A 22,227-nucleotide genomic window follows, 5' to 3' on the forward strand; every position below is an offset into this window, starting at 1 on the left:
CGGTGAGGTCATGATGGCGACGATCCACGATGTGGCGCAGGCTGCGGGCGTGTCGATCTCGACCGTCTCGTACGCGCTGTCGGGCAAGCGCTCGATCGCCGCGACCACGCGTCAGCGCGTCACCGACGCGGTCGAGCGTCTCGGCTACCGCCCCCACGCCGGGGCTCGCATGCTCGCCGGCGCCCGGACCAACATCCTCGCCCTGAGCGCGCCGATCCGCGCCGACAACCACCAGCCGACCCAGATGCGGTTCGTGACCGCGGTCGTCGAGGCCGCTCGGCGTCGCGACTACGACGTCCTGCTGCTCGCGACCGACGACGAGGTCTCGGGCATCCGCCGCGTCGCGTCGAGCTCGCTCGTCGACGGCGTCGTCGCGCTCGGGGTGGCCACGGTCGACGAGCGCGTCGACCTGGTGCGCGAACTCGATCTGCCGGCCGGCTTCATCGGCATCCCGCGCGACGTCGACGATCTCGCCTGCATCGACCTCGACTTCGAGTCGGCGGCGGCGCTGGTCGTCGACCGGCTCGCCGACCTCGGTCACACCTCCATCGGCGTCATCGGTCACCCGGCGTCGTATCTCGAGCGCGACACCGGCTTCATCCGGCGCTTCGACGACGCCTTCGCGGCGCGAGCGTCGGACCGGGGGGTCGAGAGCCTGACCATCGCCACCGATCTGGGGCGGGCGCCCGCCACGCGCGCCCTCGACGAGCTCCGGCGCCGGCTGCCGGGCATGACCGCCCTCGTGCTGCACTGCAGCGAGCCCACCGCCGAGGCCGTCATGCAGCACCTCCGCCGACTCGGCGTCGACATCCCCGGCGACCTGTCGGTCCTGGCCGCCTGCGCCAGCTACGCGGCCGACGAGCTCGATCCCGCGCTCGACGCCGTTCCCCTGCCGATCGACGAGATGTGCTCTCGCGCGGTCGAGGCCGCCTTCGAGCGCATCGACGGCCGCGTCGACACGGGCGTCGAACTGATCGCGCCCACCTACCTGGCGAAGGGCTCGGTCACCGCGCCGGCCCGCGCCTCCTGAACCTCTCCGACCGCACCATCCCGGCACCACCGACACCGCAGCTCCACCATCGAACCATCACCGGGCCCGCCGTTCCCCGTCGATCGTCGAAACGCTTCGACACTGAATTCGCGGGCCCTCTACGAGGAGGTAGAACAATGAAGAGACGACGCATCGTCGCGACCGGCACGGCCTTCGTGGCCACCGCCGCCCTGCTCACCGGCTGCTCCGCCGGCGGCGGCGGAGGGTCATCCGACCCGAACACGCTGAAGCTCTGGCACTTCGAGAGCGAGACCAGCGCGATGGGCATCGCCTGGGATCAGGCCATCGAGACCTTCGAGGAGGAGACCGGCGCCACGGTCGAGTTCGAGGCGAAGAGCTTCGAGCAGATCCGGTCGACCGCCAGCCAGGTGCTGAACTCCGACGAGGCCCCCGACATCCTCGAGTACAACAAGGGCAACGCCACCGCCGGTCTGCTCGCGAGCCAGGGCCTGCTCTCGAACCTCGACGACGCCGTCGCCGAGTACGGCTGGGACGACGATCTCGCCCCCTCGATCGCCACGACGTCGAAGTACGACGAGCGCGGAATCATGGGCTCGGGCAGCTGGTACGGCATCCCCAACTACGGCGAGTACGTCGAGGTCTTCTACAACAAGGACGCCTTCGCCGAGCAGGGCATCGAGGTGCCGACCACGTACGACGAGTTCGAGGCCGCGCTGCAGACCTTCGCCGACGCCGGCATCACCCCCCTCGCCGAGGCCGGTGCCGAGTACCCGCTCGGGCAGCTCTTCTACCAGCTCGCCCTCTCGCAGGCCGACCGCTCGTTCGTCGACGACTACCAGCTCTACGAGGGCGACGTCGACTGGCAGGGGCCCGAGCTGACCTACGCGGCCGACAAGCTGCAGGAGTACGTCGACAACGGCTGGATCTCGAAGGACGTCACCGGCATCAAGGCCGAGGACATGGGCACGACCTTCATGAGCGGCGGCGCGCCGATCATGGTCTCCGGCAGCTGGTGGGCCGGCCGGGTCGCCGACGAGGCGACCTTCGACTGGGGCACGTTCCTGTTCCCGGGCAGCGAGATGGCTCCGGGTTCGGGCGGGAACCTCTGGGTCGTCCCCGAGAACGCCGCGAACAAGGACCTCGCGACGAAGTTCATCGACATCACCATGCGCCCCGAGATCCAGAACCTCATCGGCAACAACGGCGGCGTGCCCGTCAAGGCCGACCCGGCCGACATCACCGACCCGAAGAGCCAGGAGCTCATCGCGAACTTCAACACGCTCCTCGAGCGCGACGGTCTCGCCTTCTACCCCGACTGGCCCACGCCGACCTTCTACGACCAGCTCGTCGCCGGCACGCAGGAGCTGGTGAACGGCTCGACCTCGCCCGACGACATGCTGTCGACGCTGGGCGACCAGTACCAGAGCGGCGTCGACGACATCACCGGAGAGTGACCGTGACCTCCCTCGACACCCGCCCCGGTGCCAGGGAGGCGCGCCCCCGTCGCGAGGGCCGACGCACGTCGTCGGCCCTCCCGCCGGAGGAGAGCCTCCTGCCCGGCTCCGGCCGACGCGGATTCTGGCTGTACCTCATCCCGGGCTTCGTCCTCTTCACGGTCGTCGTCCTGGTCCCGCTGATCTGGAACATCTACCTCAGCTTCACCGACTACCGCGGCATCCGCCCGCCGACCTGGGCCGGTCTCGACAACTGGCGCGAGCTGATGACCGACGACCGCTTCTGGACGTCGTTCCTCAACAGCGTGTTCCTCATCATCGCGATGGTCGTCGTGCCGACCCTGCTCGGCCTGCTGCTCGCGGCCATGCTGTTCGACCTGATCGGCCGCAAGTTCGGCGGCCGTCTCGCATCGTTCCTGCGGGCGACGTACTACCTGCCGCAGATCCTGCCCGTGGCGATCGCCGCCATCGTGATCGGCTGGATCCTCCGCCCCGAGAACGGGGCGCTCAACACCGTCCTCGAGGCGGTGGGACTCGGCGCCCTGCAGCACAACTGGCTCGGCAGCCCCGACACGGCGCTGCTCAGCATCATGGTGGTCATGGTCTGGGTGCAGCTCGGCTATCCCGTGGTCATCTTCATGGCGGCCCTCCAGCGGGTCGACCCCGAGCTGTACGAGGCCGCCGAGCTCGACGGCGCGGGCTGGTTCCAGCGGTTCCGGGCCATCACCGTCAGCATCATCCGACCCGAGATCTTCGTCGTCGTGCTCACCTGCACGATCGCGGCGCTCAAGGTCTTCGGTCCGATCTACGCCCTGACCCGCGGCGGGCCGGGCGACTCGACCATCGTGCCGAGCTACTACGCCTACAGCGAGTTCTTCCAGAGCCAGCAGGTCGGCTACGGGGCCACGATCGCCACGGCCCTGACCCTCGTGATCGTCGTGATCACCGTCTTCTTCATCCAGGCCCAGAACCGGGCCGAACGAGCAGAGAGGGACCGCTGATGGCCACCACCGTCGTGCCCCCGGTGAAGGACGACCGGATCCGTCCCGCGGTGCCGGAGCCGCGCCTCCCCCCGGCCAAGCAGCGCAAGCGCCGGAAGACCACCGCCGACTGGGTCGTCCTGGTCGCCGCCGTGCTGTTCGGCGTGCTGATCGCGCTGCCGTTCCTGCTGATCCTCGTGAACTCGTTCAAGTCCCCCGAGGACTACACGCAGGGCGGGCCCCTCAGCTTCCCGACGTCGCTCTACTTCGACGGCATCGTGAACTTCTGGAACCGCGTCGAGTTCCCCCAGAAGCTCTGGAACAGCTTCGTCATCTCGGGTCTGGTCGCGCTGTTCGCCGTCGTGATCTCGGTCTTCAACGCCTACGCCCTCGGCATCGGCCGGGTGCGCGGACGCACCTGGATCATCGTGCTGTTCCTGCTGGCGAACATGCTGCCGCAGGAGGCCCTGCTCTACCCGCTGTACTTCATGTTCAAGCAGGTGGGTCTGTACGACAACATCTGGGCGGTCATCATCATCTTCACGGTGATCCAGAGCGCGTTCGGCACGTACCTCCTGTCGAGCGTCTACGGGACCTTCCCGAAGGAGGTCCTCGAGGCCGCCTCGCTCGACGGCGCCAGCCGGTGGCAGATCCTCTGGCGCGTCATCGTGCCGATCAGCCGCCCGACCCTGTCGGTGCTGGCGATCTTCTTCTTCATCTGGACGTGGAACGAGTTCCTCATCCCGCTGACGTTCCTCGTCTCGAACGCGAACCAGACGGTGCCGGTGGCCATCACGGCGCTGCAGGGCGACCGGCTGATGGACGTGACGACGACCAGCGCCTCGGCGCTGCTCGGTCTCATCCCGACCCTCGTGTTCTTCCTCCTCTTCCAGCGCACCCTCACCCGCGGCATCACCGCCGGTGCGGTCAAGTAGCGCGCACCGCTCGAAAGGCATCGCATGAAGTTCACCGACGGCTTCTGGCAGACGCGTCCCGGCGTCTCCTCCCTCTTCGGCCAGGAGGTCTACGACGTCGAGACCGGTGACGACGGGCGCTCGCTCGTCGTCACGGCCCCCACCAAGGTCATCGCGCACCGCGGCGACACGCTCAACCGGCCGGTGCTCACGGTCGGCCTCAGCTCGCCGATGGAGGGCGTGATCGCCGTCGAGGTCGCCCACTTCTCCGGTGGGCGCGACGAGATCGGCTTCGACCTCGTCGGCGCCGAGGGCGGCCCCGCCGGGGTCGGCGTCGCCGAGATGACCGCAGGAGGCGCGACGCTGTCCTCGGGGCGGCTCACCGCCTCCGTGGGTCGCGGCGGCCCCTTCGACCTCGTCTTCCGCGACGGCGACACCGTCCTGACCCGCTCGGGCGCGAAGTCGGTGGGCTACCACCAGGTGGCCCCCGACGCGCGGATCGACGGCGCCATGGTCGGCGCCGTGGTGAAGGGAGCGGGTCGCCCGGGCACGGCGGCGGATCACGCCCCGTCGTACGTCTCGCAGCAGCTCTCGCTCGGCGTCGGCGAGCTCGTCTACGGGCTGGGCGAGCGCTTCGGCCCGTTGGTCAAAAACGGGCAGACCGTCGACGTGTGGAACGCCGACGGCGGCACCTCCAGCGAGCAGGCCTACAAGAACGTGCCGTTCTACCTGACCAACCGCGGCTACGGGGTGCTCGTCGACCACCCGGGTCACGTGTCGTACGAGATCGGCTCCGAGGCGGTCGAGCGCGTCCAGTTCTCAGTCGCCGGCGAGACGCTGCGCTACCTCGTGATCGCGGGCCCCACGCCGGCCGACGTGCTCGACCGGTACACGCGGCTCACCGGCCGCCCGGCTCACGTGCCGGCCTGGTCGTACGGGCTGTGGCTCTCGACGTCGTTCACCACCGACTACGACGAGGAGACCGTCACGGCCTTCGTCGACGAGATGGCGGCCCGCGACATGCCGATCAGCGTGTTCCACTTCGACTGCTTCTGGATGCGCGAGTTCCAGTGGTGCGACTTCGAGTGGGACCCCCGGGTCTTCCCCGACCCCGAGGGCATGCTCGCCCGCCTGCACGAGCGCGACCTCCGGGTCTGCGTCTGGATCAACCCGTACATCGGGCAGCGCTCGAAGCTGTTCCGCGAGGCTGCCGACGCCGGCTACCTCGTGACGAACCCCGACGGCAGCGTCTGGCAGTGGGACCTCTGGCAGGCGGGCATGGGCCTGGTCGACTTCACGAACCCCGAGGCGACGGCCTGGTTCCAGGGGAAGCTGCGCGGGCTGCAGGAGCAGGGGGTGGACGCCTTCAAGACCGACTTCGGCGAGCGCATCCCCACCGACGTCGTCTGGCACGACGGCTCCGACCCCGAGCGGATGCACAACCTGTACACGCAGCTCTACAACCGCGCCGTCTTCGAGGTCCTCGAGGAGGTCCGCGGCGAGGGCGACGCCGTCGTGTTCGCGCGTTCGGCGACGACCGGCGGCCAGGCGCTCCCCGTGCACTGGGGCGGCGACTCGACCTCCACCTTCGAGTCGATGGCCGAGACCCTCCGCGGGGGCCTCTCGCTGGCGATGAGCGGCTTCTCGTTCTGGAGCCACGACATCGGCGGGTTCGAGGGCATGCCCGACCCCGACGTCTACAAGCGCTGGACGGCGTTCGGTCTGCTGTCGAGCCACAGCCGGTTCCACGGCAGCAGCTCGGTGCGGGTGCCGTGGGCGTTCGACGACGAGGCCGTCGAGGTGACCCGGGTCTTCACGAAGCTGAAGCTGCGGCTGATGCCGTACCTCTACGCCGCGGGGCTCGAGTCGACCCGCACCGGGCTTCCGGTCATGCGGCCGATGGCGCTGGCGTTCCCCGGCGACCGGGGCGCGGCCCACGTCGACACGCAGTACCTGCTCGGCGACGATCTGCTGGTGGCGCCGGTGTTCTCGGCCGACGGCACGGTCGAGGTCTATCTGCCGGCCGGCCGGTGGACGAACTGGTTCACGGGCGAGGTCGTCGACGCCGGCGCGGGCGCATGGCGCACGGAGACGCACGGCGTGCTGACCCTGCCGCTGTACGTCCGCGAGGGCGCCGTCATCCCGCTGGGCGGGCGTGACGACCGCCCCGACCACGACTATCTCGAGGGGCTCGTGCTGCGGGTGTTCCCCGGCGCCGACGGCACCTGTTCCGTGACGGTGACGACTCCGGACGGCGAGTCGGCCGACTTCGTCGTGACGCGGGCGGGAGGCGCGGTGTCGGTCGAGACCGGCGCCTCCTCGTCCGGGTCGCGGCCGGTGTCGCCGCAGCTCGAGCGCTTCGGTCGCGACGACGGCTGATCCGGCCCCACCGGGTCAGCGGCCCGGGTGGCCGCGGAGGTCCGTCCGCACCCGTGCGACGGAGCCCCCGCGGCCACTCGACGCCGTCGGAACCCCGGTACGCTCGGCCCAGGAGGCCACGTGACGATCGAACCCGGGGCGCGCGCCGACGGTGTGCGCCAGACGAACCTGTCGGCGCTGCTCGGCCTGGTGCACGCGGCGGGCCCCCGGTCCCGTTCCGCCTTGACCCAGGCGACCGGTCTCAACCGCTCGACGATCGCGGCGCTCGTCGGCGAGCTCGTCGACCGGGGCCTCGTCGTCGAGACCGACCCCGTCGGGGTCGTCCGGGTGGGGCGCCCGAGCCCGGTGGTCGCGGCCAGCAGCGATGTCGTGGCCTACGCCGTGAATCCCGAGATCGATGCCGTGACGGTGGGCGTCGTCGGCCTCGACGGAGTCGTGCGATCCCGGGTCCGACGCGAGACGGACGGCATCCCGACGGCCGAGGGGGCCGCGGCGATCGCGGCCTCGGTCATCGAGGGGCTGCGTGCCGAGCGGCCCGAGGTCGTCGAGGTGGGGGTCGGTCTCGCCGTCCCCGGTCTCGTCCGGGCCGACGGCGGTCTCGTCCGGCTGGCCCCGCACCTGGGGTGGGTCGACGAGCCGTTCGCCGAGCTCGTGGCCGAGGCCACCGGTCTGCCGGCCCGTGCGGCGAACGACGCCTCCGCGGCGACCCTCGCCGAGGGGCGCTTCGGCGCCGGGCGGGGCGTCGAGCATCTGGTGTTCCTCAACGGCGGTGCGAGCGGCGTGGGCGGGGGCGTGCTGGTCGGCGGGGCGCCCCTGGTCGGCTCGGGCGGATACGCGGGCGAGCTCGGCCACACGCTCGTCAACTCGGTGGGCCGGCTGTGCCACTGCGGCGCGACGGGCTGCCTCGAGACCGAGGTGGGCCAGGCGGCCCTGCTCGCAGTGACCGGGCTCGACCGCTCGCAGGCCGACGAGCTCGCGGCGGCCCTCGTCGCGTCGGCGCCCGGTTCGCAGGCGCGGGTCGAGGTGCAGCGCCAGGTCGACCAGCTGTCGATCGCGCTCCGCAACGTCGTCAACGTCTTCGACCCCGCTCTCATCGTCCTGGGCGGGTTCCTGGCCTCCCTGCTCGCGGCCGAGCCGGAGCGCCTCCTCGCCGGCGTCACCGCCCAGGCGCTGCCGGGATCTGCCGACGACCTGCGCATCGTCCCCGCCGAGCTGGGGGCCGACCGTCTGACGATCGGCGCCGCAGAGCTCGCCTTCGCGCGCCTCCTCGCCGATCCGGCCGGGACCCGCCTGCCCGCACCCTCCCCGAGCACCGCGGGGTGAGGCGCACGCCGCACGATCAGGCGTGCGTGTGCGGCTCCGAGTTCGCCCACACCGAGGCGGCGGCCGGTCCGGCGAGCTCGACCGTGCCGGTCGGTCGATCGTGGGCGTCGGTCACCACGACCTGCAGCGATCCGGCGTAGTCGCGGCGCTCGCCGATCCGCACGTGGGCGCCGACGCGCAGGTCGAGCGAGCTGAGGTAGCGCAGCAGCTCGGGTTCGTCGTCCGAGACGCGGACGACGAAGCCGCACTCGCCCGCCCCGAACTCGCCGAGCCGATGCGCCGTCGGGCGCACGACCGTCCCGTCGGACGAGGGGATCGGGTCGCCGTGCGGGTCCGCCGTCGGGCGGCCGAGCTCGACGTCGAAGGCCTCGAGCAGCCGATCGCTGACGGCGTGCTCGAGGATCTCGGCCTCGTCGTGCACCTCGTCCCACCCGTAGCCGAGCCGCTCGACGAGGTAGGTCTCGATGAGGCGGTGTCGACGGACGACGGCGACCGCCACCGCACGCCCGGTCTCGGTGAGGGCGATGCTCCGATACGGCTGGTAGTCGATGTAGCCGTCGCGCTCGAGCTTGCGGAGGTTGCCTGACACGGTCGAGGCGCCGACCCCGAGCGTGGCCGCGATCTCGTTCGTCGTGATCCCGGTGGGGCCCCCGTCGACGGCCCACTCGTCGGCCTTCCAGATGACCTTGAGGTAGTTCTCGGTCATGGTCGAGGGGGCCGACCCGGTGTCCGCTGGCATGTGGCGATTCTAGGCGGGAGCCCGCCCGCCGAGGGCGCTACGGTCGCGGCAGCGAGCCGAGCGCCTGGGCCTCGCGATACCGCGCGCCGATCTCCGGTCGTGGTTCGGGAGCGAAGGAGGCGCGGGTCGACAGCTCCCACCGCGGTCGGCTCCCCGAGAGGGCCCAGCCCGCCTGGCGGGCGGCGCCGTCGGCGACGTACTCGCCCGGTGCCGGCACGACGACCGGCACGTCGAACACCTGGGCGGCGACGGTCTGGACGGCGGGGTTGAGGGCCGCGCCGCCGATCAGGAGCACCCGGTGGACCTCGACGCCCTGATCGCGCACCGCCGCTCCGCCGTCGGCCAGGGCCGACAGCATGCCCTCGACGGCGGCGCGGGCGAGGTTCTCGCGAGTGGTCGAGGCGAGGGTCAGCCCCGAGAGGGTGGCGGTCGCCTCGGGCAGGTCGGGGGTCCGTTCGCCTTCGAAGTAGGGCACGAGCGAGAGCCCGCCCGAGCCCGGCTCGGCGGCGAGGGCGAGTCGGGCGAACTCGTCGTGGTCGACGCCGAGCAGGGCGCCGATCGAGGCGAGCACGCGGGCCGCGTTCAGCGTGGCGACGAGGGGCAGGAACCCTCCGGCCGCGTCGGCGAAGCCGGCGACGGTCCCGGTGGGGTCGGTGACGGAGGAGTCGGTGACCGCGAACGCGGTGCCGCTCGTGCCGATGCTGATGACGAGATCCCCGACGGTGGCGTCGAGTCCGAGTGCCGCGCCGGCGTTGTCTCCGGCACCGGCCCCGACGACGATCCCCTCGGGGATGCCCGAATGCGCGACGGTCGTCCCGGCCGCGTCCGCCGGTCCGAGCACGCGGGGCAGCACGACGCCGTCGCCGTCGCCGCCCGCCACGCGCCCCGGGCGCCCGAGCGCGCGTTCGAAGAGCTCGAGGTCGTAGGCCTCGTGGGCGGGGCTCCAGTACGAGGTGCCGCTGGCGTCGGAGCGATCGGTGACGAGCTCGTCGAGATCGGGGCCCAGGGCCGAGGAGGCGCGGGTCCCGTAGCCGAGGAGCCTCCAGGTCAGCCAGTCGTGCGGCAGGGCGACGGCCGCGACCCGCGCGGCGTTCTCGGGCTCGGCGTCGCGCAGCCAGCGGAGCTTCGTGGCGGTGAACGACGCGACGGGCACGGTGCCGGTCCGGCTGGCGTACTCGTCGGCGCCGACCTCGGCGATGAGGTCGCGCGCCGCAGGGGCGCTGCGGGTGTCGTTCCAGAGGAGGGCGTCGCGGACGACCTCGCCGTCGGCGTCGAGCGCGACCATGCCGTGCTGCTGCCCGGCGATGGAGATCGCGGAGACGTCGTCGAGGCCGCCGGCCGCCTCGATGGCCGAGAGCAGGGCGCTCCACCAGGCGTCGGGGGCGACCTCGGTGCCCTCGGGGTGCTTGGCCGTCCCCTGCCGGACGAGCTCGCCCGTCAACAGATCGCGGATGACGACTTTGCAACTCTGGGTCGAGGAGTCGACCCCGGCGACGAGACTCATGACCGTAGTTTGTCGTACCCGACCACAAATGCGCCAGTGCCGCCGCCGACGGGCGTGGCGAGGTCGGTCGGGGGCGTCGAGGAGGTGCGGTGCCGGTCTCCGAGGCCGGCACCGCCCGTGCTCATCGTGCCGTGACGGTGAACGGCAGGTTCGCCTGTCCGGCGATGCGCAGCTCGTACGTCTGCGTCGTGCCGCGGATCACGCTGAAGCCGACCGTCGTCGGTCCGCCCGAGCCGTACGCGCCGGCGACGCGCTGACCGCGTCCGTTCGTGATGGCGAACGACTTGCCCGCGATCGTGGGCACGATCACCGTGGCACGGCTGCCCTGGACCGAGACGACCTCGACGACCGGGGCGACGGCCTCCTCGTCGGTGCGGTCGACGGTCGTCTCGAGCACCTGGGTGTCGCGACCCTCGCCGATCCAGACGGTGACGTGCGTGGCGGCCCCCGCGGCTGCGGGCACGGCGAGCCGGGCCGAGCCGTCGTCGCCCACGGTGGTCCACTCGACGGCGTGGCCATCGACGAGGAACGGCACGGTGTACCGGTCGTCGACGTCGACGGAGATCGAGGCGCCGGGGGTGCCCGTGACCTCGATGCCGGCGTGCAGGCCGACGACGCCGATGACCTCGATGCCGGCCGCCAGGGGCGGTCGTGCGTCGGAGGGGGCCGAGGCCGAGACCGGTGCGATCGGGCTCGGGGCGGCCAGGGCGGGGGTCGAGACGAGAAGGGTCGCGGTGGCGAGGCAGACGGTGCCGAGGCCGGTGAGGATCTTCGTGTTCATGGAGCTGCTTCCTGTCGTGATGCGGAGGCGTCGCCGACGGTCGTCGATGCGCCGGAAGAAACATATGACATTCACATATCTCCTAAGGTGCCCATCTCCTCATCTTCGAGTCCGCCCACGATCGCCCTCGGCGCCCCGGTCGGTAGACTCAAGTGCACCTCCGCCGGTGCGTTCCCCCGACATGAGGAGGCAACCATGCCCGCAGTGGTGATCATCGGAGCCCAGTGGGGCGACGAGGGCAAGGGCAAGGCCACCGACCTGCTCTCGAGCCGCATCGACTACGTCGTCAAGTTCAACGGCGGCAACAACGCCGGTCACACCGTCGTGATCGGCGACCAGAAGTACGCCCTGCACCTCCTGCCCTCCGGCATCCTGTCGCCCGGCGTCACCCCCGTCATCGGCAACGGCGTCGTCGTCGACATCGAGGTCCTCTTCGACGAGCTCGACGCCCTGATCGCCCGGGGCATCGACGTCTCGCGACTGCGGGTCAGCGCCAACGCGCACGTCATCACGCACTACCACCGCACCCTCGACAAGGTGACCGAGAGATTCCTCGGCAAGCGCCAGATCGGCACGACCGGTCGCGGCATCGGCCCGACCTACGCCGACAAGATCAACCGGGTCGGCATCCGCATCCAGGACATCTTCGACGAGGGCATCCTCCGCCAGAAGGTCGAGGCGGCCCTCGACCAGAAGAACCACCTCCTGGTCAAGATCTACAACCGGCGGGCCATCGAGGTCGACGAGGTCGTCGAGTCGCTGCTGTCGTACGCCGAGCGGCTCCGGCCCATGGTCGCCGACACCGCCCTCGAGATCCACCAGGCGCTCGAGGCAGACAAGACCGTGCTCTTCGAGGCCGGCCAGGCGACGATGCTCGACGTCGACCACGGCACCTACCCCTTCGTCACCTCGTCGTCCGCGACGGCCGGCGGCGCCTCGACCGGTTCGGGCATCGGGCCGGGCCGCATCGAGCGCGTGATCGGCATCGTCAAGGCCTACACGACGCGCGTCGGCGCCGGTCCGTTCCCCACCGAGCTGTTCGACTCGTCCGGCGAGTTCCTGAGGGCCAACGGGTTCGAGTTCGGGACGACCACGGGCCGCCCCCGCCGCTGCGGCTGGTACGACGCACCGATCGCGCGATACACGGCCCGGATCAACGGCGTGACGGACTTCGTCCTGACGAAGCTCGACGTCCTCACCGGGCTCCAGACGATCCCGGTCTGCGTCGCCTACGACGTCGACGGCGTCCGTCACGACGAGGTCCCCGTCTCGCAGAGCGACTTCCACCACGCGAAGCCGATCTACGAGGAGTTCCCCGGCTGGGACGACGACATCACCGGCGCCCGCACGTTCGACGACCTGCCCGCGAACGCACAGGCGTACGTCCTCGCGGTCGAGAAGATGAGCGGCGCCCGCATCTCGGCGATCGGCGTCGGACCCGGTCGCGATGCGATCGTCGTCCGCCACGACCTCCTCGGCTGAGCCCGGGCCGCTCCGCGGCTGACGTCGGGCCGTCGCGGGGTGTTGCGGGCCGTCGCGGGGTGCTGCGGGCTGAGAGACTCGGGGCATGACCGCGCGCCGTCCCTCGACCGTCACCCTGACCGGCTCCCTCGTCACCGTGGCTCCTCTCGACCCGTCCGACCTGCCCGAGCTCCATGGGGCCATCGGGCGGCCCGAGGTCTTCGCGGGCGGCTGGGGCGGCGGTCCGGCCGCGTACCGGGCCGACTACGACGGGTGGGCGGCCTTCGTCCGCGGGTACCTGCGCTGGGGCTCGGAGCTCGTCTACGGCGTCCGCCGCGCCTCCTCGGGGGTCCTCGTCGGGACGACGACGCTCGAGGTCCTCGACCTGCGCAACGAGTCCGCGCACGTCGGCTGGACGGCCTACGCGCCCGAGGTCTGGGGCACCGGCGTCAACGCCGAGACGAAGCTGCTCGTGCTCGGTCACGCGTTCGCGCACGGGTTCGGGCGCGTCCAGCTGCAGGCGGACGTCCGGAACGAGCGGTCGCGAGCCGCGATCCTGCGACTCGGGGCGACGTTCGAGGGCGTTCAGCGACGGACGCAGCCGAGGGCCGACGGATCGTGGCGCGACACCGCCGTGTACTCGGTGCTGGCCGACGAATGGCCGACCGTGCGGGCGGGTCTCGAGCGGCGCCTGACCGCCCCCAGCAACCGCTCAGACTCGTAGAGAAGCCTGATCACCATGACACTGGAAATCGCATACACCGCCATCGCCCACGCCTCCGGCGGGGGCCGTGACGGTCACGTCCGAAGCGAAGACGACCGTCTCGACTTCGACACCCGTCCGCCGAAGGAGCTGGGCGGCTCGGGTGAGGGCACGAACCCCGAGCAGCTCTTCGCCGCGGGCTTCGCGGCCTGCTTCCTCAGCGCGATGCACGGGGCGGGCAAGAAGCTCGGTGTCGACACCGCCGACTCGTCCGTCTCGGCGAGCGTCGGCATCGGCTCGAACGGCGACGGCGGCTACGGTCTCGCCGTCGAGCTCGACATCTACACGCCGAACGTCGAGCCCGAGCGCCGTCAGGAGCTCGCCGACGCGGCACACCACGTCTGCCCCTACTCGAACGCCACGCGCGGCAACGTCGAGGTCACGCTGACGCTCGTCGACTGACGCGAGCACCCCGCCGAGGAGGCGCGTCCCGACATCCGGGGACGCGCCTCCTCGGTCTCGGCGGGGCCTCCTTCGCTAGGCTCGGTGAATGGCACTCGACAGTCCCCTCGGGGCGGACAGCCCCCTCAGCGGCACCGACCGGGCAGCGATCGACGAACTGACCGGGATCCGGCAGAGCATCGACAACATCGACGCGGCGCTCGTGCACCTGCTCGCCGAACGGTTCAAGTTCACGCAGTCGGTCGGGCATCTCAAGGCGGCCGCGGGCATGCCCGCGAGCGATCCCGAGCGCGAGCGGGTGCAGATCCAGCGGCTGCGGCAGCTCGCCGAGCAGTCGCACCTCGATCCGGCCTTCGCCGAGAAGTTCCTGAACTTCATCGTGGGCGAGGTCATCCACCATCACGAGCGCATCGCCAACGGCACCGAGCCGACGGGCCCGGGGGCCGGGCGGGCATGACCATGAGCTCGACGGACGTCGCGGGTCAGGCCGTCCCTGCCCCCGACCGGCTGTACATCGGCTCGTACACGCCGACGAGCGGCGGGCGCGGCGAGGGCATCACCGTCCTCGAGCGCTCGGCACCCGGCGTGCCGTGGCAGGCCGTCCAGGTCGTCCAGGCCGACGACCCGTCGTTCCTCGTCGTCGCCGACGGCGCGCTGCACGCCGCCTCCGAGACGGGCGAGGGGCGTGTGCTGTCGTACACCGTCTCGGCCGGCTCGCTCGTCGCGGCCAGCAGCGCGTCCTCGGGCGGTTCGTCCCCGTGCCACCTCGTCGTCGATCCGGTCTCGGGCGCGCTCGTCGTCGCCGACTACGTCGGGGGCGGTATCGGGGTCCTCTCCGGCGAGGCGTCGCACCCGGCCCGGGTGACTCGGTCGCTGGCGCTGCCCGTCGGTCACGGCCCTGTGCTCGAGCGTCAGGAGCGCCCGCACGCGCACCAGGCCACCCCCACCCCGTGGGGGACGGTCCTCATCAGCGATCTCGGCACCGACCGACTCGTCGAGTACGTCATCGACCCGATCACGCTCGACCCGGAGCAGGTCGCGGTGCATCCGCTGCCCTCGGGCTCCGGGCCTCGACACGTCGCGTGGCTCGACGACCGCCTCGTCGTGGTCGGCGAGCTGGACTCGCGTCTGCACGTGCTGCGCCGGGTCGGCGGGAAGCTCGTGGTCGACCACTCGATCGAGGTCTTCGAGGGGGCGTCGGCGACTCCGGGCATCCTGCCGTCGCACATCGTCGTCGACGCCGGCCGGGTCTACGTGGCCACGCGCGGACGCGACACGATCAGCGTCTTCTCGGGCGAGGGCGAGCGGTTGACCTTCGTCGGCGAGGCGCCGTGCGGCGGCGAATGGCCCCGGCACTTCGCGATCACCCCGGGCATGCTCTACTGCGCGAACCAGGGGTCCGACACGGTGTCGGTGCTGCCGCTCGACCCCGAGTCGGGTCTGCCGGGCGCTCCGATCGACGTCTTCTCGATCGGCAGCCCCGCCTGCATCGTCGTCGGCTGAGGCGGCGTCATCGGCCGTCGGCGAGGCGACGCAGCACGGCGATGACGTCGTCGATGCCCGCGCGCTCCGCATCGGGGCCGGCGCCCGAGGCAGACGACGAGTGGCCCGGGCCGAAGTAGAGGCCGTCCGACACGAGCGAGACCACCCGGGCGACCGCCGGGTCGCCGACGGCCTCGAGCACGACCTCGTGCCAGCGGCTCTGCATCCCGGTCAGGGCGTCGACCGCGCGGGGCCACTGCCCGCTCGAGGCGAGGTGGGCCACCGCGGTGATGCACCGGTCGAACGGCGACTCGGCGACGACGGCCGGCGGCGACGAGGTGCGGATGAAGTAGTCGACCGCGCCGTCGGGAGCCGTGGTCATGCGGTGGATGTCGTCGTCGACGAGTGAGGCGAGGCGGTCGACGACCCCGTCGACCAGCGCCTCTCGGCTCGGGAAGTGATAGAGCAGCCCGCCCTTCGAGACGCCAGCGGCGGCGGCGACGGCGTCGAAGGTCGCCGCGCGTTCCCCGTCGGCGACGACCAGCAGTTCGAAGGAGTCGAGCATCTTCTCGCGGGCCGACGGTCGTGGACTCATTCTGATACTGTACCGTCCGGACGGTTTACTGTACCGCCTGGACGGTTTTAGAGCGCAGAGCGCTCCGTCACGACCGCACCCCCTCTGCGACGAAAGCGACCCCTCCCCATGACCCGCGCCTCCTCGACCGTCGGCACGCCCTCCCGCGCGGGGACCCGGCAGTGGGCCGCACTGGTCGTCCTCATGCTGCCGGTGCTGCTCGTCTCGATCGACAACACGGTCCTGAGCTTCGCCCTGCCCGAGATCTCCACCGCCCTGCGCCCGAGCGCGGCGAACCAGCTGTGGATCGTCGACGTGTACTCGCTCGTGCTCGCGGGCCTGCTCGTGGCGATGGGCTCGCTCGGCGACCGCTTCGGTCGTCGTCGACTGCTGCTCATCGGGGCGTCGGGCTTCGCCCTCGTCTCGCTCGGGGCCGCGTTCGCCCCCGACGCCGGGACCCTGATCGCGGCGCGCGCGGTCCTCGGATTCTTCGGGGCCATGATCATGCCGGCCACGCTGTCGCTGCTGCGCAGCACGTTCGTCGACCGCGACCAGCGCCGTCTCGCCATCGCGATCTGGGCGAGCGGGTTCGCCGCGGGATCCGCCCTCGGGCCCATCGTCGGCGGGATCCTGCTCGAGCACTTCGCCTGGGGCTCGATCTTCCTGATCGCGGTGCCGGTGCTCGTGCCGCTGCTGGTGCTCGCGCCGATCCTGCTCGTCGAGAGCCGCGATCCCGATCCCGGACCCTTCGACCCCCTCTCGGTGCTGCTGTCGTTGACCGCGATGGCCCCCGTCGTCGCGGCGATCAAGCTGCTCGCGACCCACGGTCCCGGCCTCGACGTCCTGGGCCTCGCCGTGCTCGGCGTCGTCTCGGGCTGGCTGTTCGTGCGCCGGCAGCTGCGGCGCGAACGCCCGCTGCTCGACGTGCGGCTGTTCTCGAACCCCGTCTTCGCCGGGTCGATCGTGGTGAACCTCCTGGCGATCCTCTCGCTCGTGGGCTTCCTGTTCTTCACGACGCAGCATCTCCAGCTCGTCGTGGGTCTGCGTCCGCTGCAGGCCGCGTTGACGCTGGTGCCGGGTCTCGCCGTCATGATCGTGGCGGGTCTGATCGTCGTGCCGATCGTCCGCCGCGTGACGCCGCGCGTGATCGTCGCCGTCGGCCTCGGCTCCGCCGGCGTCGGCTACGCGACCGTGTGGCTGGCGGGGGCGGAGGCCCCGGTGGCCCTGTTCGTCGTCGGCTTCGCGCTGGTCGGTCTCGGGGTCGGTGCGGCCGAGACCATCTCGAACGACCAGATCATCGCGGCCGTCCCGCCGGCGCGCGCCGGAGCCGCCTCGGCGGTGTCCGAGACCGCCTACGAGGTCGGCGCGGTGCTGGGGACGGCCGTGCTCGGCAGCATGCTCACCGCCATCTACCGAGGCAGCCTGGTCATCCCGGCCGGGGTCCCCGCCGAGACCGGCGAGGCCGCCCGGGAGACCCTGGGAGGCGCGGTGTCCGCAGCAGGGACCCTCGAGGCCCCCCTCGGTCGCCAGCTCCTCGACGCCGCGACGCACGCGTTCGACGCGGGTCTCGTGGCGACCGCCGGCGTCGGGGCGGGCGTCATGGTCCTCGCCGTCGTCGTGGCCCTGTTCTCGCTGCGCCGGGCGTCGGCCGGCGACTAGCGTGCTCGCCGCACCGGACGCGCCGCCCGGCCGCCCCGCCGGCGGTGTCGGTGCGCACGGGTAATGTGGTGCCGGTCCACCCCGAGACGTCTAGGAGTCCCATGCCGCGCACCGTCCGACTCGCCGCCGTCCCGGGCGACGGCATCGGCCCCGAGGTGGTGGCCGAGGCCCTGAAGGTGCTCGACGTCGCCGTGGGCGACGACGCGGTGTTCGAGGTGACCGAGTTCCGACTCGGCGCCTCCCGCTATCTCGAGACGGGCGACATCCTCACCGACGACGATCTCGCCGCCCTGACCGACCACGACGCGATCCTGCTCGGCGCCGTGGGCGGCGACCCGCGCGACCCGCGCCTCCGCGGCGGCATCATCGAACGCGGGCTGCTGCTCCGCCTGCGGTTCGCGCTCGATCACTACGTGAACCTCCGGCCGACCCTGGTCCACCCCGGTGTGCCCTCGCCCCTGGCCGATCCGGGCGAGGTCGACTTCGTGGTCGTCCGCGAGGGCACCGAGGGGCCGTACGTCGGCAACGGCGGGTCGCTCCGCCAGGGCACGCCGCACGAGATCGCGAACGAGGTCAGCGTCAACACGGCGCACGGCGTCGAGCGGGTCGTCCGGTTCGCGTTCGAGAAGGCCAGGGCCCGCCGTGGCCGTCTGACCCTCGTGCACAAGACGAACGTGCTCGTCTTCGCCGGGGGGCTCTGGCAGCGCCTCGTCGACTCCGTGGCCGTCGAGTACCCCGACGTGACCGTCGACTACCAGCACGTCGACGCCGCGACCATCCATCTCGTCGTCGATCCGTCCCGCTTCGACGTCATCGTCACCGACAACCTCTTCGGCGACATCCTGACCGATCTGGCCGGTGCGATCAGCGGCGGCATCGGTCTCGCCGCGTCCGGCAACATCAATCCCGACGGCGTGTTCCCGAGCATGTTCGAGCCCGTCCACGGGTCGGCCCCCGACATCGCCGGGCAGCAGAAGGCCGATCCGACGGCGGCCGTGCTGTCGGTGTCGATGCTGCTCGATCACCTCGGGCTGCCCGATGCCGCCGCGCGGGTCACGGCGGCGGTCGAGGGCGACATCGCCGACCGGGCGGGTCGCGCCTCCTCGGAGCCCCCTCGCACCACCGCCGAGATCGGCTCGGCCATCGCCGACCGCATCCGCGAAGCCCGGTCGCAGTCGTCGACCCCGTCCGCCTCCGCTCGAAGGGCATCATGACCACCACCGACACCGCGCCCTCCGAGTTCGGCCTGCAGTTCGATCTCCGGCCCTCCGCGAGCGTCCGCGACGCGGCCGAGCGCGAGACGATCCTCTCCGACCCCGGCTTCGGCAAGCACTTCACCGATCACATGGTCACCATCGCGTGGAGCCTCGAGGGCGGCTGGCATGACGCGTCGGTCCATGCCTACGGGCCGCTCCAGCTCGACCCGTCGGCCTCCGTGCTGCACTACGCCCAGGAGATCTTCGAGGGCATGAAGGCCTACCGGCACGCCGACGGCTCCGTCTGGGCGTTCCGCCCCGATGCCAACGGCCGGAGGCTGCAGCGGTCGGCCCGCCGTCTGGCCCTGCCCGAGCTCGGCACCGACGACTTCGTCGAATCCGTGCGGCAGCTCGTGCGCGCCGACCTCGACTGGGTCCCGTCGGCGCCCGAGACCAGCCTCTACCTCCGGCCGTTCATGATCGCGACCGAGGCCTTCCTCGGGGTGCGGGCCGCGCATGAGGTGGCCTACCACGTGATCGCGAGCCCGGCCGGCGCGTACTTCACGGGGGGTGTGTCACCCGTCTCCATCTGGTTGACCACGAACTACGCACGGGCCGGCAAAGGAGGCACGGGTGCCGCCAAGACGGGCGGCAACTACGCGTCGTCCCTGCTCCCGCAGCAGGAGGCCTACGAGAACGGCTGCCAGCAGGTGCTGTTCCTCGACTCGTCCGAGAGCAGCTACATCGAAGAGCTCGGCGGCATGAACGTGGTCCTCGTCAAGCGCGACGGGACCCTGGTCACACCCGATAGCGACTCGATCCTCGAAGGCATCACCAGAGACTCCATCCTCGAGCTGGCCGAGGCGCGCGGGCACCGGGTCGAGCGTCGACGCGTCACGATCGACGAGTGGCGAGACGGGGTCGCCTCGGGCGACATCGTCGAGGTGTTCGCCTGCGGCACCGCCGCGGTCGTCGTGCCGATCGCCGAGTTGAAGGGCGAGGGCATCCACATCGGTTCGCCCGCTGCCGAGGGCGGCGAGCTCACGATGTCCCTGCGCGCTGAATTGACCGACATCCAGTACGGTCGGCGACCCGATGTTCACGGATGGATGACGAGGCTCGACGCATGAAGATCGCACGGTTCGCCACCCCCGGCGAAGACCCCCGCTACGGCATCGTCGACGAGCGCGAACTCATCGTGCTGGCAGGCGACCCGATGTACAGCGGCTACGAGACCACCGGCGAACGGATCTCCCTCCGCTCGGCGAAGATCCTCGCCCCGGTCATCCCCCGATCGAAGGTCGTGGGCGTGGGTCTCAACTACCACGATCACGCCGACGAGCTCGGGCAGACGCCGCCCGAGGCTCCGCTGCTGTTCATGAAGCCGAACACGACGGTCATCGGCTTCGGCGACTCGATCCAGCTTCCGCCCGACGTCGGCCAGGTCGACTTCGAAGGGGAGCTGGCCATCGTGATCGGCTCCATCGCGAAGCGCGTCAAGGCCGAGAACTACGAAGACGTGGTCTTCGGGTACACGATCGCGAACGATGTGACGGCTCGCGACGTGCAGAACAGCGACGGCCAGTGGACACGCGCCAAGGGCTACGACACGTTCCTGCCCCTCGGGCCGTACATCGAGAACGAGTTCGACTGGAGCGACGCGACGATCGAGACCCGCGTCGACGGCGAGGTCATGCAGCGCGAGTCCACGATGCAGATGATCCACAAGATCCCCGAGCTGATCGAGTACGTCACCGACGTGTTCACCCTGCTCCCGGGCGACGTGATCCTGACGGGGACTCCGTCGGGAATCGGCCCGTTCACCGCGGGGCAGACCGTCGAGGTCGCGATCTCGGGCATCGGCTCGCTGATCAACCCCGCCAAGAACCGCGTCTGACCGCGCGCCCGTCGTGACCGCCGGCCCGAAGACCGCGACTCCCCGCGCCCCCTGGGCGCCGGGAGTCGGGGTGGCCGCGGTCGCAACGGCGATCGCATGGGGGGTGCATTCGCTCGTTCCGGCGGTGCCGATCCTCACCGTGTGCGTTCTGCTTGGCGTCATCGTCGCGCAGATCCCGGCGGCACGCCCCGCAGTCGACGGGGTCCTCGCTCCCGGGCTGACCCTCTCGGCGAAGCGGCTCCTGCGCATCGGGGTGGTGCTGCTCGGACTCAAGCTCAGCCTCGTCGATGTTGCCGGGCTCGGGTGGCTCACCGTCGTGGTGGTCGTCGCCATCCTGGCCGCGACCTTCTTCGTGACCTGGGCGCTGGGCCGATGGGCACGACTGCCCGGTGATCAGCCGCTGCTGCTCGCCGCCGGCTTCTCGATCTGCGGCGCCTCGGCCATCGGCGCGATGAGCGCGGTCACGAGAGACCGCGGCCGTGATGCCGCGACCCCGGTCGCCCTCGTCACCCTGTGCGGGACCGCCGCGATCGCGATCCTTCCGCCGATCGCCTCGGCTCTCGGCCTCACCGACATGCAGTTCGGCGCCTGGACGGGTGCGAGCGTGCACGATGTCGGGCAGGTCGTGGCCACCGCGCAGACCGCCGGCGCATCGGCGTTGGCCATCGCGATCGTCGTGAAACTGACCCGGGTGGTGATGCTCGCCCCGGTGGTCGCGATCACCTCGCTCGTCATCCGCCGACGAGGCGGCGACGTCGGTGCACGCCCGCCGATCGTGCCGCTCTTCGTCGTCGGTTTCCTCGTCGCGGTCGTGCTCCGCACCGTGGTGCCGATCCCCGAGGGCGTTCTCGGCGCGGCGGATCTGCTGCAGACCGTCCTGCTCGGATTGGCCCTCTTCGGTCTGGGCACGGGGATCCGCTTCGAGAAGCTCGCCCGGACGGGTGGCCGCGCAGTCGCCGTCGGACTCGCATCGTGGATCTTCATCGCCGTCGTCTCGCTCGGCGCGGTCCAGCTGCTTCCGCTCGCCTAGTCGCGACATCGGGTATCGCCGGTGTCCCGGTGTCCCGGTGTCCCGGTGTCCCGCGCGTTCGGGGCTTTGCCTCTTCGGAAGTACCGGTGTCTCGATGTCTCGATGTCTCGGTGTCCGGTGATCCGGAGTCTCCGCGACCCGGTGGCCCGGTGACCTGGTGACCTGGTGACCTGGTGACCTGGTGACCCGGCGACCGAGTGCGCCGGTGTCTCAGTGCTCCCGCGTCCTGGTGTCCCCGTGCCCCGATGTTCCGGTGACCCGGTGACCCGGTGACCCGGTGACTCGGTGACTCGGTGACCCGGTGACCCGGTGACTCGGTGACCCGGTGACTCGGTGACTCGGTGACTCGGTGACCCGGTGACTCGGTGACCGGTGTCTCCGTGATCCAGTGATCCAGTGATCCAGTGATCCAGTGATCTGGTGTCTTTGCGACCCGGTGTCTCGGTGACCTGGCTACACGGTCACCGAGGGGGACTCCCTCGCGGAGCACCGACGGGTGGTCGCCCGGTGCCGCGCATGCTCCTGAGGAGCGATCCCCCGGCTCGACAGACCGGGTCTCCGCGGCCGTGTGTGGCTGTGTGGGGGCCGATCGGCTTGTTTTCGGGCTTTTTGGGTGCGACACGCCCGGGATGCGTGGAGGTTTGGACGTGTGGGCGGATGTCCGTGTAGTGTTCTTT

At 71.2% G+C, this 22,227-nt stretch carries 20 protein-coding genes; 16 read left to right on the forward strand and 4 right to left on the reverse strand.

Annotated features, from left to right (window positions below; genetic code table 11):
• Window positions 1-10 precede the first annotated feature (10 nt).
• The 6 genes from ASF17_RS13645 to ASF17_RS13670 all read left to right on the forward strand — a co-directional run bounded on the left by ASF17_RS13645 (window position 11) and on the right by ASF17_RS13670 (window position 8,062).
• The gene (locus ASF17_RS13645) at window positions 11-1,030 is read left to right on the forward strand and encodes a LacI family DNA-binding transcriptional regulator (protein ID WP_055801193.1); all 1,020 of its coding nucleotides are present in this window, start codon (window positions 11-13) and stop codon (window positions 1,028-1,030) included.
• 137 nt (window positions 1,031-1,167) lie between these two features.
• A complete protein-coding gene (locus ASF17_RS13650; RefSeq protein ID WP_055801197.1) occupies window positions 1,168-2,466 on the forward strand; it encodes an ABC transporter substrate-binding protein in 1,299 nt (432 codons plus the stop codon).
• A 128-nt stretch (window positions 2,467-2,594) separates the two neighbouring features.
• Complete coding sequence (locus ASF17_RS13655) at window positions 2,595-3,467, forward strand: carbohydrate ABC transporter permease (protein WP_369814562.1); 873 nt, start codon at window positions 2,595-2,597, stop codon at window positions 3,465-3,467.
• Window positions 3,467-4,381 carry a carbohydrate ABC transporter permease gene (locus tag ASF17_RS13660; protein ID WP_055801200.1) on the forward strand — a complete coding sequence of 305 codons (915 nt, stop codon included), beginning with the start codon at window positions 3,467-3,469 and terminating at the stop codon, window positions 4,379-4,381. Before ASF17_RS13655 ends, ASF17_RS13660 begins: the two co-directional genes overlap by 1 nt.
• Window positions 4,382-4,405: 24 nt before the next feature.
• On the forward strand, window positions 4,406-6,739 hold the full coding sequence (gene yicI, locus ASF17_RS13665) for an alpha-xylosidase (RefSeq protein ID WP_055801203.1): 2,334 nt from the start codon (window positions 4,406-4,408) through the stop codon (window positions 6,737-6,739).
• A 120-nt stretch (window positions 6,740-6,859) separates the two neighbouring features.
• Window positions 6,860-8,062, forward strand: coding sequence for an ROK family transcriptional regulator (locus ASF17_RS13670; protein WP_055801206.1), 1,203 nt, complete (start codon window positions 6,860-6,862; stop codon window positions 8,060-8,062).
• A 16-nt stretch (window positions 8,063-8,078) separates the two neighbouring features.
• Here ASF17_RS13670 and ASF17_RS13675 read toward each other — a convergent pair whose 3' ends face one another.
• The 3 genes from ASF17_RS13675 to ASF17_RS13685 all read right to left on the reverse strand — a co-directional run bounded on the left by ASF17_RS13675 (window position 8,079) and on the right by ASF17_RS13685 (window position 11,086).
• Complete coding sequence (locus tag ASF17_RS13675; RefSeq protein WP_055801209.1) at window positions 8,079-8,801, reverse strand: metal-dependent transcriptional regulator; 723 nt, start codon at window positions 8,799-8,801, stop codon at window positions 8,079-8,081.
• Window positions 8,802-8,838: 37 nt separating this feature from the next.
• On the reverse strand, window positions 8,839-10,305 hold the full coding sequence (gene xylB, locus ASF17_RS13680) for a xylulokinase (RefSeq protein WP_055801213.1): 1,467 nt from the start codon (window positions 10,303-10,305) through the stop codon (window positions 8,839-8,841).
• 121 nt (window positions 10,306-10,426) lie between these two features.
• Entirely contained in the window at window positions 10,427-11,086 is a 660-nt protein-coding gene (locus ASF17_RS13685) for a hypothetical protein (RefSeq protein ID WP_055801216.1), read from the reverse strand.
• Window positions 11,087-11,281: 195 nt separating this feature from the next.
• Here ASF17_RS13685 and ASF17_RS13690 point away from each other — a divergent pair, with 195 nt between their 5' ends.
• From ASF17_RS13690 to ASF17_RS13710, 5 genes are all read left to right on the forward strand, one after another.
• Window positions 11,282-12,568 (forward strand): adenylosuccinate synthase, encoded by a 1,287-nt coding sequence (locus ASF17_RS13690; protein ID WP_055801219.1) that lies wholly within the window; start codon window positions 11,282-11,284, stop codon window positions 12,566-12,568.
• 85 nt (window positions 12,569-12,653) lie between these two features.
• On the forward strand, window positions 12,654-13,271 hold the full coding sequence (locus ASF17_RS13695) for a GNAT family N-acetyltransferase (protein ID WP_055801223.1): 618 nt from the start codon (window positions 12,654-12,656) through the stop codon (window positions 13,269-13,271).
• Between the two features lie 21 nt (window positions 13,272-13,292).
• On the forward strand, window positions 13,293-13,712 hold the full coding sequence (locus ASF17_RS13700; RefSeq protein WP_055801298.1) for an organic hydroperoxide resistance protein: 420 nt from the start codon (window positions 13,293-13,295) through the stop codon (window positions 13,710-13,712).
• Between the two features lie 88 nt (window positions 13,713-13,800).
• Window positions 13,801-14,169, forward strand: a complete 369-nt coding sequence (locus ASF17_RS13705) for a chorismate mutase (RefSeq protein WP_055801228.1) — start codon at window positions 13,801-13,803, stop codon at window positions 14,167-14,169.
• Window positions 14,170-14,171: 2 nt separating this feature from the next.
• Window positions 14,172-15,215 (forward strand): lactonase family protein, encoded by a 1,044-nt coding sequence (locus ASF17_RS13710; RefSeq protein WP_055801232.1) that lies wholly within the window; start codon window positions 14,172-14,174, stop codon window positions 15,213-15,215.
• A 7-nt stretch (window positions 15,216-15,222) separates the two neighbouring features.
• Here the strand turns inward: ASF17_RS13710 and ASF17_RS16110 are convergent, their stop codons facing one another.
• Window positions 15,223-15,789, reverse strand: a complete 567-nt coding sequence (locus ASF17_RS16110; protein ID WP_326934205.1) for a TetR/AcrR family transcriptional regulator — start codon at window positions 15,787-15,789, stop codon at window positions 15,223-15,225.
• 108 nt (window positions 15,790-15,897) lie between these two features.
• Between ASF17_RS16110 and ASF17_RS13720 the strand changes: the two genes are divergently transcribed.
• From ASF17_RS13720 to ASF17_RS13740, 5 genes are all read left to right on the forward strand, one after another.
• On the forward strand, window positions 15,898-17,427 hold the full coding sequence (locus ASF17_RS13720; protein ID WP_055801238.1) for an MFS transporter: 1,530 nt from the start codon (window positions 15,898-15,900) through the stop codon (window positions 17,425-17,427).
• A gap of 101 nt (window positions 17,428-17,528) precedes the next feature.
• Window positions 17,529-18,641, forward strand: coding sequence for a 3-isopropylmalate dehydrogenase (locus tag ASF17_RS13725; RefSeq protein WP_055801241.1), 1,113 nt, complete (start codon window positions 17,529-17,531; stop codon window positions 18,639-18,641).
• Window positions 18,638-19,753, forward strand: a complete 1,116-nt coding sequence (locus ASF17_RS13730; RefSeq protein WP_055801244.1) for a branched-chain amino acid aminotransferase — start codon at window positions 18,638-18,640, stop codon at window positions 19,751-19,753. Before ASF17_RS13725 ends, ASF17_RS13730 begins: the two co-directional genes overlap by 4 nt.
• A complete protein-coding gene (locus ASF17_RS13735; RefSeq protein WP_055801247.1) occupies window positions 19,750-20,520 on the forward strand; it encodes a fumarylacetoacetate hydrolase family protein in 771 nt (256 codons plus the stop codon). Before ASF17_RS13730 ends, ASF17_RS13735 begins: the two co-directional genes overlap by 4 nt.
• A gap of 13 nt (window positions 20,521-20,533) precedes the next feature.
• Window positions 20,534-21,550: a YeiH family protein gene (locus ASF17_RS13740; protein ID WP_055801250.1), complete on the forward strand. Its 1,017-nt coding sequence runs from the start codon at window positions 20,534-20,536 to the stop codon at window positions 21,548-21,550.
• The last annotated feature ends 677 nt before the right edge of the window (window positions 21,551-22,227 follow it).

The sequence above is a fragment of the Frigoribacterium sp. Leaf263 genome (genome assembly GCF_001422285.1).
In the GTDB taxonomy this organism is placed as follows: domain Bacteria; phylum Actinomycetota; class Actinomycetes; order Actinomycetales; family Microbacteriaceae; genus Frigoribacterium.